Source organism: Klebsiella sp. K-3, from assembly GCF_051207495.1.
GTDB classification, from domain to species: Bacteria; Pseudomonadota; Gammaproteobacteria; order Enterobacterales; family Enterobacteriaceae; genus Klebsiella; species Klebsiella aerogenes.
In genome coordinates this window covers 277,159-293,867 of sequence record NZ_JBPNXF010000004.1, presented here as the reverse complement: position 1 = coordinate 293,867, position 16,709 = coordinate 277,159, and the positions used below count along the sequence as shown (strand labels likewise).

Annotated in this window: 12 protein-coding genes and 1 tRNA gene; 6 read left to right on the top strand and 7 right to left on the bottom strand. The window is 54.3% G+C overall.

What is annotated here, in order from left to right; translation table 11 throughout:
- Nucleotides 1–49 precede the first annotated feature (49 nt).
- From ACSEMK_RS08300 to eco, 3 genes are all read left to right on the top strand, one after another.
- Nucleotides 50–126, top strand: a tRNA-Pro gene (locus tag ACSEMK_RS08300).
- A gap of 182 nt (nucleotides 127–308) precedes the next feature.
- Nucleotides 309–1,418 (top strand): AI-2E family transporter, encoded by a 1,110-nt coding sequence (locus tag ACSEMK_RS08295; protein ID WP_430914762.1) that lies wholly within the window; start codon nucleotides 309–311, stop codon nucleotides 1,416–1,418.
- Between the two features lie 129 nt (nucleotides 1,419–1,547).
- Nucleotides 1,548–2,039: a serine protease inhibitor ecotin gene (gene eco / locus ACSEMK_RS08290; RefSeq protein WP_087860136.1), complete on the top strand. Its 492-nt coding sequence runs from the start codon at nucleotides 1,548–1,550 to the stop codon at nucleotides 2,037–2,039.
- A 46-nt stretch (nucleotides 2,040–2,085) separates the two neighbouring features.
- On the opposite strand, the gene mqo is transcribed toward eco, so the two are convergent.
- Entirely contained in the window at nucleotides 2,086–3,720 is a 1,635-nt protein-coding gene (gene mqo, locus ACSEMK_RS08285; protein ID WP_047043232.1) for a malate dehydrogenase (quinone), read from the bottom strand.
- 278 nt (nucleotides 3,721–3,998) lie between these two features.
- Here mqo and ACSEMK_RS08280 point away from each other — a divergent pair, with 278 nt between their 5' ends.
- A complete protein-coding gene (locus tag ACSEMK_RS08280) occupies nucleotides 3,999–5,207 on the top strand; it encodes a SulP family inorganic anion transporter (protein ID WP_213794363.1) in 1,209 nt (402 codons plus the stop codon).
- Here ACSEMK_RS08280 and mgtE read toward each other — a convergent pair.
- The 6 genes from mgtE to ACSEMK_RS08250 all read right to left on the bottom strand — a co-directional run bounded on the left by mgtE (nucleotide 5,170) and on the right by ACSEMK_RS08250 (nucleotide 12,533).
- Nucleotides 5,170–6,606 carry a magnesium transporter gene (gene mgtE / locus ACSEMK_RS08275; protein ID WP_015706137.1) on the bottom strand — a complete coding sequence of 479 codons (1,437 nt, stop codon included), beginning with the start codon at nucleotides 6,604–6,606 and terminating at the stop codon, nucleotides 5,170–5,172. The two genes, ACSEMK_RS08280 and mgtE, sit on opposite strands and share 38 nt — an antisense overlap.
- A 165-nt stretch (nucleotides 6,607–6,771) precedes the next feature.
- A complete protein-coding gene (locus ACSEMK_RS08270) occupies nucleotides 6,772–8,415 on the bottom strand; it encodes a multidrug ABC transporter permease/ATP-binding protein (RefSeq protein ID WP_087860134.1) in 1,644 nt (547 codons plus the stop codon).
- 68 nt (nucleotides 8,416–8,483) lie between these two features.
- A complete protein-coding gene (gene alkB, locus ACSEMK_RS08265; RefSeq protein WP_087860133.1) occupies nucleotides 8,484–9,143 on the bottom strand; it encodes a DNA oxidative demethylase AlkB in 660 nt (219 codons plus the stop codon).
- Nucleotides 9,143–10,213, bottom strand: a complete 1,071-nt coding sequence (gene ada, locus ACSEMK_RS08260; RefSeq protein WP_430914761.1) for a bifunctional DNA-binding transcriptional regulator/O6-methylguanine-DNA methyltransferase Ada — start codon at nucleotides 10,211–10,213, stop codon at nucleotides 9,143–9,145. Before ada ends, alkB begins: the two co-directional genes overlap by 1 nt.
- 72 nt (nucleotides 10,214–10,285) lie before the next feature.
- The gene (gene apbE, locus ACSEMK_RS08255; protein WP_213316954.1) at nucleotides 10,286–11,338 is read right to left on the bottom strand and encodes an FAD:protein FMN transferase ApbE; all 1,053 of its coding nucleotides are present in this window, start codon (nucleotides 11,336–11,338) and stop codon (nucleotides 10,286–10,288) included.
- Nucleotides 11,339–11,441: 103 nt separating this feature from the next.
- On the bottom strand, nucleotides 11,442–12,533 hold the full coding sequence (locus tag ACSEMK_RS08250) for a porin OmpC (RefSeq protein WP_337071962.1): 1,092 nt from the start codon (nucleotides 12,531–12,533) through the stop codon (nucleotides 11,442–11,444).
- A gap of 771 nt (nucleotides 12,534–13,304) precedes the next feature.
- Here ACSEMK_RS08250 and rcsD point away from each other — a divergent pair.
- Nucleotides 13,305–15,965, top strand: coding sequence for a phosphotransferase RcsD (gene rcsD / locus ACSEMK_RS08245; RefSeq protein ID WP_430914760.1), 2,661 nt, complete (start codon nucleotides 13,305–13,307; stop codon nucleotides 15,963–15,965).
- Nucleotides 15,966–15,981: 16 nt separating this feature from the next.
- Nucleotides 15,982–16,632, top strand: coding sequence for a response regulator transcription factor RcsB (gene rcsB, locus ACSEMK_RS08240; protein ID WP_015365624.1), 651 nt, complete (start codon nucleotides 15,982–15,984; stop codon nucleotides 16,630–16,632).
- Nucleotides 16,633–16,709 lie beyond the last annotated feature (77 nt).

Here is a 16,709-nt window from a genome sequence, read left to right as displayed (position 1 = left end):
CGGTCGCTTGCATTCGATGGGGGAACGGGTAATATTATCCTCCACGCGTCGGCACGTAGCGCAGCCTGGTAGCGCACCGTCATGGGGTGTCGGGGGTCGGAGGTTCAAATCCTCTCGTGCCGACCAAAAAATTTAACCGATAGGTTGCTACAACCATCGGTCCCCTTTAGAACCCGCACTCTCTCTGAGAGCGCGGGTTTTTTAATGCTTGTACTCCCCTTCCCGCTAAGACTGCGATTATCCTGATGGCAAATTGTTAAATTCCATCTATTATTCGACTGTATTCGTTATCATCTGGAGCGGACCCAATGAGAGTTAAAGGACTTCCCAAAGGATTTTTTATCCTTATTTTACTGATCGTTACCCTGGCCTTTTTTGACGTACTCTCCCCTTACTATTCCGCTATCCTGTGGGCCGCTATCCTGGCGGTGATATTTAATCCGATAAAAAACAACATCCGTACGCGCATCGGTGAACGCAACGGTATCGCGGCGCTACTAACCGTCGTCATTATCTGTCTTATTGTTTTCACCCCGTTGGCGATTATCATTTCGTCGCTAGCCTTCGAGCTAAACGTGGTCTACACCAAGCTACAGCATAATGACACCCAGTTTCCGACGGTGGTCGCCAACCTGTTTGCCCATCTCCCGAGCTGGGTCAGAAGTTTCCTCTCAGAGCACAATCTCGATAGCGCGGAACAAATTCAGCAGCAACTATCCGATGCCGCCCTGAAAGGCGGACAATATCTGGCCGGTAGCGCCTTCCTGATCGGTAAAGGGACGTTTGGCTTTACCGTCAGCTTCGGCATTATGTTATATCTGCTGTTCTTCTTGCTGAAAGATGGCCCTTATCTGGTGCTGTTAATCCTCGAATCTTTGCCGCTATCCAATTATGTCAAACAGCACCTGTTTGCCAAATTCGCCGCCGTCGCGCGGGCGACGGTTAAAGGTACCGTCGCCGTCGCGCTGGCACAGGGGGCGCTCGGCGGCTTTGCATTCTGGATCGTCGGTCTTGATGGCAGCATTCTGTGGGGCGCTTTAATGGCCTTTCTGTCACTCATCCCGGCGGTGGGCTCCGCCATTATCTGGGTGCCGGCGGCGATTTACCTGTTCGCCACCGGGCAATTGTGGCAAGGGGCGTTTATTGTCGGTTTCTTCGTCATTGTCATCGGCCTGGTGGATAACATTCTGCGTCCGCTACTGGTGGGGAAAGATACCAAAATGCCGGATTATCTGATCCTGATTGCCACCCTTGGCGGCATGGAAATCTATGGCATCAACGGCTTTGTCATCGGCCCGCTGATTGCCGCCTTGTTTATTGCCTGCTGGAACCTGTTATCGGGCCGTGAACACGCCGGGAACGCCGACTTACTGGACGAAGAGTTTATTGAAGAAGCCAAAAACAGCCGCGATGAATAGCTGACGCACGTTTCACTTTACTAGTGCATTTCACTATTCATATTGAAAATAATGGTAAATAACTCTTACCATTCAGGGCAATGATGTTAGTCTGTATTGGTTAGTAACGATAATAAAGGATGATCAACCGTGAAAAAAATCGCTACGCTTGCTGTTTCTCTGCTGGCCGTTGCCTGTGTTTCCACCAGCGCGTTAGCCGCTGAACAGCCGCTGGAGAAAATCGCCCCCTATCCGAAAGCGGAAAAAGGGATGAAGCGTCAGGTGATTCAGCTGCCGCAGCAGCAGGATGAATCCGCGTTAAAAGTTGAACTGATGATTGGCCAGACGCTGGAAGTCGACTGCAACCATCATCGCTTGGGCGGTCAACTGGAAAGTAAAACGCTGGAAGGCTGGGGCTATGACTACTATGTCTTTGATAAGCTGACGTCCCCGGTTTCCACCATGATGGCCTGCCCGGACGGTAAGAAAGAGAAGAAATTTATTACCGCGGGTCTCGGCGATGAAGGCCTGCTGCGTTACAACAGCAAGCTGCCGATCGTGGTTTATACTCCAGCCAACGTTGAAGTGAAATACCGCATCTGGAAAGCTGAAGAAACTATCGGTAATGCCGTGGAGCGTTAATCGCCAGCGGTAATACAAAACGGCAGCCCGAGGGCTGCCGTTTTTGTTATAGCGCGATATCCGCCATCGGTTTTCCGCCGGTTAGCGGCTTGAGTTCGGCCTGCGGCACGTCGTCTGCCGCGGTCGTCGGCTCGTAGTGTAGCCCCAGCACTTCACTGGTCCATGCCAGCGCCTGCTCAATAGCGGCCGGATTACCATCCAGACGCATGCCGTAGCTTGGCACGATCTCTTTCATCTTCGCCTGCCAGGCCGGCGTCTGTACTTTGTCTTTGAAGACTTTCTCCAACAGCTGCACCATGATCGGCGCCGCCGTCGACGCGCCAGGAGAAGCGCCCAGTAGCGCGGCTACGGTGCCTTCATCATCGCACACTACTTCGGTGCCAAGACGCAACACGCCGCCCATTTTCTTATCACGCTTGATAATCTGTACACGCTGGCCGGCCTGCCACAGGCGCCAGTCTTCTTTACGCGCTTCCGGGTAGTACTCGCACAGCGCGGCATGACGATCTTTATCTTTCTGCAATACCTGGCTAATCAGATATTTCACCAGGTCGAAGTTATCCATCCCGACGTTAAGCATTGGCAGAATATTCGAGGTATTCGTCGAGGCCAGCAGATCCCAAAGCGAACCGTTTTTCAGGAAGCGGGTCGAGAAAGTCGCGAACGGCCCGAACAGCACCACGCGTTTACCGTCGATAATACGGGTGTCGATATGCGGCACCGACATCGGCGGTGCGCCAACTTCCGCCTGGCCGTAGACTTTCGCCAGGTGATGATTAACCACTTCCGGGTTCTCACATACCAGGAACTGTCCGCCAACCGGGAAGCCCGCGTACTCTTTCGCCTGCGGAATACCGGTTTCCTGCAGCAGCGTCAGGGCAGCGCCGCCCGCGCCAATAAAGATGAATTTGGTTTTGATCGTCCGCTTCTGGTGACGATTGTTGGCATCCGCCAGCGTCACCGTCCAGCTGTTGTCCGCATTGCGCTTAAAGCGGCGAACGACGGTACCTAACTGGAGAGAGAAATTATCATGCGTCTGTAGCCCGGCGATCAGCTGGCGAGTGATCTCGCCGTAGTTAACGTCGGTGCCCATTTCGGTACGCGTTGCCGCCACTTTTTGCTGCGGATCGCGACCTTCCATCACCAGCGGCGCCCACTCCTTAATCTGCTGATGATCTTCAGAATAACGAATACCGCGGAACAGCTCGCTCTGCTGCAGCGCCGCGTAGCGCGCGCGCAGGAAGTTAACGTTGTCTTCACCCCACACAAAGCTCATGTGCGGCACGCTGTTAATAAAGGATTTCGGCTTAGTCAGGATACCGCGGGTCACCTGATGGGCCCAAAACTGACGAGAAATATGGAAGGACTCATTGATATCGACCGCTTTGTCGATATTGATCCCATTGGCGGTTTGCGGCGTGTAGTTGAGCTCCATCAGCGCCGCATGGCCGGTACCCGCATTGTTCCAGCCGTTCGAGCTTTCCTCGGCAACGCTGGTCATCTGCTCGACCATGGTAATAGACCAATCCGGCTCCAGTTCCTGCAGCCAGGTTCCCAACGTGGCGCTCATGATACCGCCGCCAATCAACAATACATCCGTCTCTTGCTCATGGCGGGTGTTGGTCCGATTTGTATTGGAACCAACCGCCTGTGAGCTGGGTACGGCCATCTTTTTCTTCATCGGATTTGAGCCTTACTTTTACTCGCTTTTTTTATTTAGCGCAGGTGAAACGATTCTCGGGATCAAAGGTACCACCTGTACTCAAAAATTTAAATATTGTTTAAATTTTAAGTTGAGTTTTGAGATCTGTTATAAAAATGTTTAATAAATGTGTACACAAAATCACTTTTTGTACTGGTATGATGGCCCTTTCCGCGCTATCATCTCCCGTTCTGTGATGGAGCGCACGTCAACTGCGGCTTGTCTCAATTCAAATTTTTTATCATCCGCGAACTTTTATGCCCTCAACTTCCCGCACACTCTCTCCGGCGTTGATAACACGTGAGACCCTTGCTGGCGTGCTGACTGCCCTGGCGTTAATTCCTGAAGTCATTTCATTTTCGGTCATTGCCGGCGTTGACCCGCAGGTCAGCCTGATTGCTTCGGTGGTGCTCTGTCTGGCGATGTCGGTTCTTGGCGGGCGCCCGGCGATGGTGACGGCGGCGGCAGGTTCTGTCGCCCTGGTGATTGGCCCGATGGTACATCAGCATGGCGTAGGGTATATTCTGCCTGCTGTCATTCTGGCTGGTATTATTCAAATTTTGTTTGGGGTCTGCGGTATGGCGCGGTTGATGCGCTTTATCCCGCCAGCGGTGATGACCGGTTTTGTTAATGCGCTCGGCATTCTTATTTTTTTCGCCCAGGTACCTCATTTCTGGAGCAGGCAGCCGCTCATCGTCGGCCTGTTCGTTCTGACGCTACTCATCGTGCTGTGGGCGCCGCGTTTTATCAAAGCCGTGCCGGCGCCGCTTATCGCTATCGTCCTCCTTACCGCTTATACCGTCACCAGCGGACAGTTCCTGCCAACCGTGGGTGATGAAGGCGCTATGGGCGGCGGTCTGCCGGGCTTCAACGCGCTGGCGGTGCCGCTGGATTTAAGCACCTTGAAAATTATCTGGCCCTGCGCCCTGAGTATCGCCTTTGTCGGCCTGATGGAATCGCTGTTGACGGCAAAGCTGGTTGACGATCTCACCCATACGCCGTCAAATAAGTCGCGTGAGAGCGCAGGACTGGGGATCGCCAATATCCTCGCGGGCTGCTATGGCGGCATCGCCGGGTGCGCGATGATCGGCCAGACTATCGTTAACGTGGAAATGGGCAAGGCGCGTAGCCGCCTATCGACAATAGTGGCCGGTCTGGTACTGCTGCTTCTGGTGACGGTGCTAAGCCAGGTGATGGCCAAAATTCCAATGGCGGTGCTGGCCGGGGTCATGGTGATCGTGGCGGTGAAAACCTTCAGCTGGCAGAGCATTCGCCCAACCGCGCTGGCGGGCAATCCGTGGCCGGAAACGGTGGTCATGGCGGTAACCGTCATCGTGACGGTCGCCACCGCTAATCTGGCGATCGGCGTACTGGCAGGACTTATCGCGATGGCGCTCATCCCTCGCCGCCTGCGCGTAAAAGCGCAGCTTACATCAGAAACAGCGTCGCCAGACCAAGGAAAATAAAGAAGCCGCCGGTATCGGTAATCGCGGTGATCATCACGCTGGAGCCGACCGCCGGATCGCGCCCCAGCTTGACCATCACCATCGGGATGATAACCCCCATCATCGCCGCCATCAGCAGGTTGAGCATCATCGCCAACGTCATCACCCCGCCAAGCTGCGGGTCATCATACAGCCACCAGGTGATAGCGCCCATTATCCCGCCCCATACCAGGCCATTAATCAGCGCGACGCCCATCTCGCGCAGGATGAGGAAGGTAAAACTTCCCGGCTGGATCTGCTGCAGCGCCATCGCGCGGACGATCATGGTGATCGTCTGATTGCCGGTATTCCCGCCTATCCCGGCGACGATCGGCATCAGCGAGGCCAGAGCCACCAGCTGCGAAATCGTATGTTCAAAGCCATCGATCACCCGGGAAGCGATAAACGCCGTACAGAGGTTCACCGCCAGCCACGCCCAGCGGGTTTTCACCGCTTTGCTCACCGGCGCAAAAACATCATCATCTTCGCTCAGACCGCCCATCCGGCGCAGGTCATTATCGGTCTCTTCGTACACCACATCGACGATTTCATCGATGGTCAAACGTCCCATCAGCTTGCCGTCGGCATCAATCACCGCAGCACTCAGTAAGTCATCACGTTCGAAGGTACGCGCCACTTTTTCCGCCTCTTCCTGCGGCTGGAAAGTCACCGGATCGCCTTCCATCACTTCGCCAACGCGCTTTTGCGCATCATTGAGCAGAATAGTCTGCAGCTCCAGCTCGCCGAGCAGCAGTTTATTGCGCGTGGTGACGAACAGTTTGTCGGTGTTTTCCGGCATTTTGCCCAGACGGCGCAGATAGCGCTGTACCGCCGCCAGAGTGGCTTCCGGGCGAACGGTAATCACCTCAAACTCCATGATCGCGCCGACGGTGTTATCGGCGTAGCGCATCATCTGACGAATGCGCGCGCGTTTATCCGGCGGCAGCGTCGCCAGCAGGCGGCCGGTTAAGTCGCGCGGCAGGTGCTGCAACAGGTAAACCTGTTCATCAATATCCAGCGATTGCAGGGCAAATATCAGGTCGTGGTCGCTCATCTTATCGATGAGATCGCCCCATACGCTCTCTGACGCCTCCAGCAGCACTTCGCCGCGCTTGTCATCGGCAACCAACCCCCACAGCGCGGTACGCGCGTCATAAGGCAGCGCTTCCAGGGCATCGGCGAGATCCGGCGGCGGCAGATGCGACACCAGTACTTCCACTTCCGCCAGGTCATCGGCCAGCGTCCCTTCATCATAGCGCTCCGCGAGGGTGAGTTTCCCCAGCAGCGCGGAGGTGACGGCTTTATCAGTACTTAATAGCCAAATCAGGCGGGCGCGTTCTTCATCGCGTAATCGGGCGCTTTTTTTATGCAAAACGGACATCGCTCAGGCAATCCTTGTGAGAATAGAAGTCGACCTGCATGGCCGCAGCCATAAGCATAGCGCGAGGAGGGAGAAATAATAACCGCCAGCAATTTATCTGCCGCAAAAACCAGCAATATGGCCCGATCGGGCGAGAAAGCCCGGATCGGGTAATCAGCAAAAGCGTTAGGCGGTACGCGCGACCGCGTCGCGGGTCGCCAGTTCGCGCTCAACGCCGGTGAGCTCGCTAAGCTTGCCGCTGCGCATCTCCAGCAGGCGATCGGCATGCTGGAAATAGTGGTCATCGTGGCTGATGGCAAACACGGTTTTTCCCATTTGCTGCATCAGCGGCAGTAACACCTGATAAAACTCGCGGCGGAAATGCGGATCCTGATCCGCTGCCCATTCATCGAGCAAAATGATATCGCGCTCTTCGGCCAGCGCCAGCAGCAGCGCCACGCGCTTTTTCTGCCCTTTAGACAGCTTCAGATCGAGGATTTTCCCCTCTTCCAGCTGCAGCTTGTGGTCCATCTTCAGATACGCCAGCCACTTCGCGACCAGCGCCGGATCGGCGCGTTCGCCTTTTGGCCCCAAAAGACGATCAAATAGCCAGACATCGGTAAATACCGCCGAGAATAGCTTGCGGTAATCTTCTGGTTTTTCCGCCGCCAGCGGTTGACCATCGAGCAGAATCTGCCCGGAGAACGGTTGATACAGCCCGGTCAGCAACATCGCCAGCGTCGACTTGCCGCTGCCATTGCCGCCAATCAGAAACACCAGTTCGCCGCGTTTGAGAGTCAGATTAATCGGCCCGACGGCAAAACTGTTATCAGGATAATGGAACGACACATCGCGCAGCTCCAGGGTCTGCCAGTGCGGATGCGCCTGCGGCTCGGGGAAACCGGCGCGATAAGGCGCCAGCGCGAACTGATGCAGTTTATTGAATGCCACCTGGGCGCTGAGCAAGGTCGGCAGCGCCCCCACCGCCGACAGCAGCGGCGTACGCAGAAATAGCAGCGTCAGAGAATAGGTCGCCGCCACCGCGGTATTGGCCCACCCGAGGCCATTAGCCATCCAGAACACCAGACCGATGGCGCCAAGCATCATAATATTCGACCAGTTCACCGCGCTCAGGTGGAAGGTATCGGCGCGAATGATGTGGTGGCGATAGTCGCGGGCATCCGGCAGATACAGCTGATTAAAAACATATTCGGCGCGTTCGCGGTTCAGCGTCAGCTCTTTGCGCCCTTCCAGCACCGTCTGGTAATCATGATACAGCTTATCTTCGGTCTCGCGCAGGGTCGCCATATGCTTATAGACGCGCGCCACCAGCACAAAGCCGCCCCAGATAGTGACCGCCATCCAGACCGCGGTCACCAGCATCATTTTTCCAGACAGAAACGCCAGGTAGGCGGCGGACCCGAAGGTCAGGATAATCCCCTGCACCAGCTCAGGCAGGCGCACAAAGGCGATGGTGATGTTACGCACGTCACTGGTTAAGCCCGCCAACAGCGAAGCGCTGCCGATTTTTTCGATCTTTTCGATTTGGGTGTCGAGAATGCGTTTAATAAATTCGCCGCGCAGGCGATAGACGAAGTGGTGGCCAAGCGTGGTTAACGCCAGCTGCGAGCCGAGCGTGACCGCCATCAACAGCAGCAGCAGGCCGAGAAACTCCGGCAGCACGGTGAGCGAGGTATCAACAAGGGAAATCAGACGTAGGTTAATAAAGGCGATAAGCCCGATACCCAGCGCCGCGCTGAGCAAACTCAGCGCCATGACGGCAATGAACGGCCAGCGGTACTGGCGCCAAACAAGAACAAGTAATTCCATAAGCTACGATCCGGACAAGCAAACAGCCAGCAGTTTAAACGGCTTACCGACGACAGCAAGAATAATTCTTATTTTTGTTTTTGCCGGTGACCCGCGAGACGAAACGTGAGGTTGTAACGACAGGCGCCGGTCAGCGGATGCTCCCCCGGTTTAAGCGGCTGGATGCCGTGATAGAAGAGCCGTGATTCGCCGCCCCACACCACCACATCGCCATGCTCCAGCAGCAGCCGGCGCAGCGGATCGTTACGTTTAAGCCCGCCAAATTGAAACACCGCCGGCAGACCCAGCGACACTGAAACGATAGGCGCGCGCAAATCATGCTCATCTTTATCCTGATGCAGCGACAGCTTCGCGCCCGGTTGGTAGCGGTTAATCAGACAGGCATCCGGGGAAAAATGCGCATAACCCGCCTCCTGCGCCGCCTCCGCCGCCAGTTGCTGAAAAACCAATGGCATCGGCGGCCAATGCTCGCCGGTCAACGGATCGCCCGGCGCATAGAGATAGCCGTGCATATCGGTCGTCCAGCCGAGTTGGCCACAGTTGGTCATAGCCACCGACATGGTATAACCACCGGGGGTCACCATCTGGCGGAACGGAGAAGCGCTGGCCACTCCGGCGATGGCCTGCAGCAGCGCCGGCGCGCGCTGCACGGCGAAACGGCGTAATATCATCGCCCCGGGGGCCAGCGGCTCCTGCCAGGGCGGTGTATCGGCAAACAGATCGAGCATTATTTCTCCCGTATTTTTGCTTCGCGCGCCAGCAGCAGCGCTTTGCGTTCGCTTCCCCAACGATAGCCGGAAAGCGCCCCGCCCTCGCGCACCACCCGATGGCAAGGAATAACTATCGCCAGCTTATTGGCAGCGCAGGCCCCGGCAACCGCTCTGACCGCGCGCGGTTGACCAATGCTGTGAGCCACCTCGCGGTAGCTGCGGGTTTCGCCTGCCGGGATCTGGCGCAAGGCTTGCCACACCCGTTGCTGGAAAGCGGTACCGCGAATATCCAGCGGCAAATTCACCGCCTGCTGCGGATTATCCAGATGGGCAACCACCTGCGCCACGCGTTCGGTAAACGTATCATCACCCACCTGTAATTGGGCGCCGGGAAACAAGCTCGCCAGCTGCGCATATAACGCCTTATCGTCATCGCCCAGCAACACGGCGCATACGCCACGTTCGCTGAACGCCACCAGGCACCGGCCAGAGGCGCTATCGCTGCAAACCCAGCTAATCGCCACATCTTCGCCGCCGCGTTTAAACTGGCGGGCGGTCATGCCCAGCGTCTCGTTTGCCTGGCGATAATAGCTGGCCGAATCAGGGAAGCCGGCGGCTAATGCCGCGCTGGTGACATTCTCGCCGTGGCTTAATGCTTCGCGTAGGCGCCGCGCGCGCCAGGCCTGCTGCCAGGCCTTGGGCGTGAGCCCGGTGACGGATTTAAAAATACGATGGAAGTGAAACGGGCTGACCGCCAGCTGCTGCGCCAGCGCCTCAAGGGTGATTGGCGCCTCTTGTTCCAGCAGACGACAGGCGGCGGCCACCTTCTCGACCCGCTGTTGGTCGGGGTCGAGATTATCCGGCCGACACCGTTTACAGGGGCGATATCCGGCGGCCTTTGCGGCTTCGACATCAGCATAAAAGCGGACATTCTCCCGTAGCGCCCGCCGTGAACGGCACGAGGGACGGCAGCAAACGCCGGTGGTCAACACGGCGAAGACAAACTGCCCGTCGGCGCTGGCGTCACGTTCGCAGACCGCCTGCCAGCGGCGGTCATCGTTAGTCATATCGGCAATCATCGGTTTCATAGCGGGCTCCTACTGTAAGTGTATCCCTACTTTGCGCCTTGCTCCGCTCTAAAAAACTGCGCTTCTTGCTTTTTAATTCTGCTCGCCGACCAGGAAGGTGCGGAACTGCGGCGACATCCAGGTCTTAAAGCCGTCGCCCTCTTTCACAATCATATAGACCGCCAGCCCCTGCTCGTGTGCCACCTGTTGCGCTTTTTCCGGCCCTAATACCATCAGCCCGGTATCCCAGCCGTCGGCTTCCAGCGCGGTCGGCGCAATCACCGTCACCGAAACCAGCTTATGGTTGATGGGGTGCCCGGTTTGCGGATCGATAACGTGAGAAATACGTTTGCCGTCCAGCTCGTAGTAGTTGCGATAGCTGCCGGAGGTGCTGATGCCGTGGCCGTTGATATCGACTATCGCCTGGACGGCGTTTTCGCGGTCGGTCGGTTTTTGAATCGCCACTCGCCAGGGTTTATCGTCGCCGTTCATCCCACGGCTGACCAATGCGCCGCCAACCGACACCAGATAACGGGCAATTCCTTCCTGCTCCATCAGCCGCGCCAGATGATCGGCCGCGTAGCCCTCGCCGACGGTGGAAAGATCGACAAATAAATCCGCAATATCTTTTTGCAGATACTGTTGATCGGCGCGGTTAATCACCGTCAGATGCTGCAGCCCGGTACGCGCTTTTGCCGCCGCGATTTGCTGCTCCGTCGGCGTTTTTACCGGCTGCTTATCCGGGCCAAATCCCCATAGATTGACCAGCGGCCCGACGGTAACATCCATCGCTCCGGCGGTTTTTGCGCCAATACGCAGCGACAGAGTGACGATATCCGCCATCGCTTCGTTCACCGGCCACGGTTCGGTCGTGGCGGCATGATTGAAGCGCATCAGCGCGGAGTCGTTTTTCCAGGTCGAAAGCAGCAGATCGTCGCCATCGAGCTGCGTCTGAACTTTATGACGTAAATCTTCGGCTTTCGCCGGATCCAGCCCAACGACGCTAACGCGCCAATAGGTCCCCATCGTTTTGCCATCGAGCACGGTGGCGGCGGATTTTGGCGTGGCCGGGGATGTCGCGGAATCACAGCCGGTAAGCAGAACGCAAAGGCCGAAAAAGGCGGCGCGGAAAAAGGTGGTATCCATGAAAACGGGCTCCTGTTACAAAGGCAGCCAGAGTATACCAGCGAGGTTAAACCGGGCATAAAAAAAGGCGCCCGCAGGCGCCTTTTTCAACACTTCAGCTTGCTTAGAACTGGTAAACCAGGCCCAGAGCCACAACGTTGTCAGTAGAGATGCTTGCATCTTTAGTGAACTGGTTGTCGTCCAGCAGGTTGATTTTGTAATCAACGTAGGTGGACATGTTTTTGTTGAAGTAGTAGGTCGCACCCAGGTCAACATATTTCAGGATGTCCTGGTCGCCGTAACGGCCCATGTCTTTACCTTTAGACTGCAGGTAAGCCACGGACGGACGCAGGCCGAAATCAAACTGGTACTGAGCAACCACTTCGAAGTTCTGCGCTTTGTTAGCAAAACCGATGTCGCCAGTGCGAGTTGCGTTGTAGGTCTGGGTGTACTGAGTCGCCAGGTAGATGTTGTTAGCGTCGTATTTCAGACCACCGGTGTAGGTTTCAGCGTTGTCGCCGCGACCCAGTGCCAGAGTGTTCTGATCATCAGTACGTTTAGAGTGGGAGTACGCGAAACCAGCGCTGATGCCGTCCCAGATATCATAAGTCACGGAGGTGCCGAAGCCATCGCCGTTCTGTTTCTGAGCGCCACGACCGTTGTTGGTCATGTCTTCGCCGCTCACGCTGCCGTTTTTACCCTGGTACTGCAGAGCAAAGTTCAGGCCGTCAACCAGACCGAAGAAGTCAGAGTTACGGTAGGTAGCAACGCCGTTAGCACGGGACTGCAGGAAGTTGTCGGAACCGTAGGTGTCGCCGCCGAATTCCGGCAGAACGTCAGTCCAGGAAGTTACGTCGTAAACAACGCCGTAGTTACGACCGTAGTCGAAAGAACCCGCGTCGCCGAATTTCAGACCAGCGAATGCCAGACGAGTCCAGGACTGCTTGTCAGAACCTTCGGTGTTGTTCGCCTGAACGTTGTATTCCCACTGGCCGTAACCGGTCAGCTGGTCGTTGATCTGGGTTTCGCCTTTCACGCCGATACGCATGTAGGTCTGGTCGCCGTCTACGCTCTTGTCGTCAGAGAAGTAGTGCAGACCATCAATTTTACCGTACAGGTCTAATTTGTTGCCGTCTTTGTTATAAATTTCAGCCGCATTTGCTGCGCCCGCTACCAGCAGTGCTGGTACCAGGAGGGACAGTACTTTAACTTTCATGTTATTAACCCTCTGTTTGTTATATGCCTTTTATTATTGCCACTGCTTACTGATTACCCTTCTAATCAGTCGGCTGTATTCATTGTGCTGCAAAATGCAGAATAATCCAACAAGAATATGATACGAAAACTTCTAAGGTGTTTCAAAATGCGCACAAGATGTTTCAATTTGTAAATTCAAAGGAACTTTTCAGGCACGATAATGGTCGTCAAAATAAGCACCAAAAATCAAAAAAATAATATTTATCTTTAAAATCAAATCATTGAAAGCTGGTAAATGTATAGCACTGAATGGTAAAACAAAATCTTCTCCGAGGACTAAAATAATCCTCGCTATCATCATTAACTTTATTTATTACCGTCATTCAGTTCTGAATGTCTGTTTACCCCTATTTCAACCGGATGCCTCGCATCCGGTTTTTTTTACCCTTCTTTACGTATCTTTAATTAGGCTGTGCTAACGCAGAAAAAAATAACGACTATTAATCAATCAATTCCGAATGAAAGTCAGCCTATTTCGCCAATTTCTTGTTTTTTCGTGCTATTTATCTGCAACAAATGCCGGTTAATTGTACAAGATCAATTCCACTGTACATATTCGTCGTCGCTATGGTTTTGAGACAAATCTCAGCATTAAAAGATCCCTCAGCGTCAATCTGTTGTATGGATTTCCCGTTTTAGCCTTTATACTTCCAGCCAGTATTCGTTGTGCTGCCCGTCACCATGGCGCAACATCTTGTTTACAAACACTACTGAGCAGCTCTGCTACGCGATGACCCAAAAAAAATTCTCCCTGATCCCAGGCAACATCACCCGCTTCTTCATTTTGATGGTTATCGTCTTGCTCGCGACGATGGGCGTGATGATCCAAAGCTCGGTCAATACGTGGCTAAAAGACAGAAGTTACCAGGTGGTTGATATCAGCCACGCATTGCATAAACGCATCGATACCTGGCGTTACGCCACCTGGCAGATTTACGACAATATCGCCGCCACCAGCTCCAGTACCTCAAGCGATGGGCTACAGGAAACCCGACTGAAGCAGGACGTCTACTATCTGGAAAAGCCTCGACGCAAAACCGAAGCGCTGATTTTCGGATCTCATGACAGTTCGACGCTTGAGATGACGCAGAAGATTTCTAACTATCTCGATATTCTATGGGGCGCAGAAACCATCCCCTGGTCGATGTACTACCTCAACGGGCTGGATAACAGCCTGATTCTGGTCTCTACCCTGCCGCTGAAAGATCTGTCTTCGAGTTTTAAAGAATCGACGATAAGCAGCGTCGTGGAATCCCGCCGCGCCGAAATGCTGCTGCAGGCAAATACGCTGGATGAGCGTGAAACCTTTTCTTCGCTGCGCCATTTGACCTGGCAAAATGGCCACTACTTCACTCTGCGTACCACCTTTAACCAACCGGGGCACCTGGCAACGGTGGTGGCTTTCGATTTACCGATTAACGACCTCATCCCGCCAAGCATGTCGCTGGACAGCTTCCGTCTGGAGGCAGATCCGGCGCAGAATGCCGCCAACAGCCCTGATAAAGAAGCCGTTGATAACGTTAGCGTCAGCTTCAATGGCCTACGAATTGAGATAACCACCGCCATTAATACCACCGGCATGCGGCTGGTGTGGGTCGTGCCGTTCAGCACTTTGCTGATGGAATCGCTGCAGAATATTTTACTGCCGCTGCTGCTCACCATTGGTCTGCTGGCATTAACCCTGTTTGGCTTTACTACTTTCCGCAACTATAGCGGTCGCCGTAGCCCCGGCAGCGTTAGCGCGGCACCCACCGCCGCCAACAGCGAACTTCGCGCTCAGCGCGCAATTAATGAAGAGATTGTCTCTTTGCTGCCGCTGGGCCTGTTGGTGCACGATCAGGAAGCCAATCGCACTATTATCAGCAACCCGATCGCCGATCATCTGTTGCCTCATCTGAACCTGCAGAACATCACCAACATGGCCGATCAGCATCAAGGGGTCATTCAGGCGACGATCAATAATGAACTTTATGAAATCCGCCAGTACCGAAGCCAGGTAGCTCCTCGTACGCAGATCCTGATTATTCGCGATCAGGATAGAGAAGTACTGGTGAATAAAAAGCTTAAGCAAGCCCAGCGGCTGTATGAAAAAAATCAGCAGGGGCGCATCGCTTTTATGCAAAATATTGGCGCCGCACTCAAAGACCCCGCGCAGACTCTGGCGCAGGAAGCGGCGGCAATTGGCATTCATGAAAGCCGAAAACTGACGCAGCATGCCGATGAACTGGTTCATCTTATCGATGAGATTCAGTTGGCGAACTTACTGGAAAGCGACGCCTGGAAAACCACTCCCGGTTTGTTCTCTATCCAGGGCTTAATAGATGAAGTGGTTCCTGAAGTTCTGCCGATGATCAAACGCAAAGGACTTCAGCTGTTAATCAATAACGCGCTGCCTGCTAACGAACAGCGCTATGGCGACCGCGATGCGCTGCGTCGTACGCTGTTACTGCTGATCCAATACGCTATTACCACGACGCAAATAGGAAAAGTTACGCTTGAGGTGAGCAAAGATGAATCGGCCGACGATCGTCTGACCTTCCGTATCCTTGATACCGGCAACGGCGTGAGCGCTAATGAAATCGATAATATGCACTTCCCGTTCCTTAACGAGACGCAAGCCGACCAGTACGGCAAGGCTAATGCCCTCACCTTCTGGTTATGCGACCGTTTAACCCGCAAGCTTGGCGGGCAGCTTAATATTAAGGCGCGGGAATCGCTCGGCACCCGCTACTCGCTACACCTTAAAATGGCGGCAAGCGAGGAAGAGAGCGACTCCGGCGAACACCTGCTGGACGATGTGGTCGTGATGATTGACATTACCGCCAATGAAGTACGCCGCATCGTGACGCGCCAGTTAGAGAGCTGGGGCGCAAGTTGCATCACCCCGGACGAAAGACTCGCAAGTCAAGAGTACGATCTCTTTTTCACTGATAATCCGTCTAATCTTACTGCTTCAGGCTTGCTTTTAAGCGATGATGAGGTTGGGATACGCAAAATTGGCCCAGGTCAGTTGAGCGTCAATTTTAATATCAGCACTGCCATGCAGGAAGCTATCCTGCAGCTGATTGAGCAACAGCTGGCGCAAGAAGAGATTCAGCCCTCCTCAACTGGAAATGAAGGAAATGCTGAACTCCATGCCAGCGGTTATTACGCGCTGTTTGCCGACACTGTTCCGGATGATGTTCAGAGATTGTATACTGAATTCACCATCAGCGATTTCGCTGCGCTGGCGCAGACCGCTCACCGCCTCAAAGGGGCGTTTGCGATGCTTAATCTGATACCCGGCAAGCAGTTATGTGAAGCGCTTGAGCATCTGATTCATGAAAGAGATGCCCAAGGTATAGAAAAATACATCAGCGACATTGACGGTTACGTCAAGAGCTTGCTGTAGCAAGGTAGCCTAATACATGAACAATATGAACGTAATTATTGCCGATGACCATCCGATCGTACTGTTCGGCATTCGCAAGTCACTTGAGCAGATCGAGTGGGTGAATGTTGTTGGCGAATTTGAAGATTCCACAGCTCTGATTAACAATCTTCCTAAGCTTGACGCGCACGTCCTGATTACCGACTTGTCGATGCCTGGCGACAAATATGGCGATGGGATCACTCTGATCAAATACATCAAACGCCATTTCCCTGAGCTGTCAATTATCGTTCTGACCATGAACAACAACCCGGCTATTCTCAGCGCAGTGCTGGATCTCGACATTGAAGGGATCGTGCTGAAACAGGGTGCCCCGACCGACCTGCCGAAAGCGCTGGCCGCGCTGCAGAAAGGCAAAAAGTTTACTCCGGAAAGCGTCTCCCGCCTGCTGGAAAAAATCAGCGCCGGCGGTTATGGCGACAAACGCCTGTCGCCAAAAGAGAGTGAAGTTTTGCGTTTGTTCGCTGAAGGCTTCCTGGTCACCGAGATCGCCAAAAAACTGAACCGCAGCATCAAGACCATCAGTAGCCAGAAGAAATCGGCAATGATGAAGCTGGGCGTCGAAAATGATATCGCGCTGCTGAACTATCTCTCTTCCGTCTCTCTCACCTCAACGGATAAAGAGTAATTCACTTTTCCCGGATGGCGGCAAGCCGCCGTTTCCGGGCCATTCTGAAGCTTTATGTCCCCACCCCGGAAAGCATC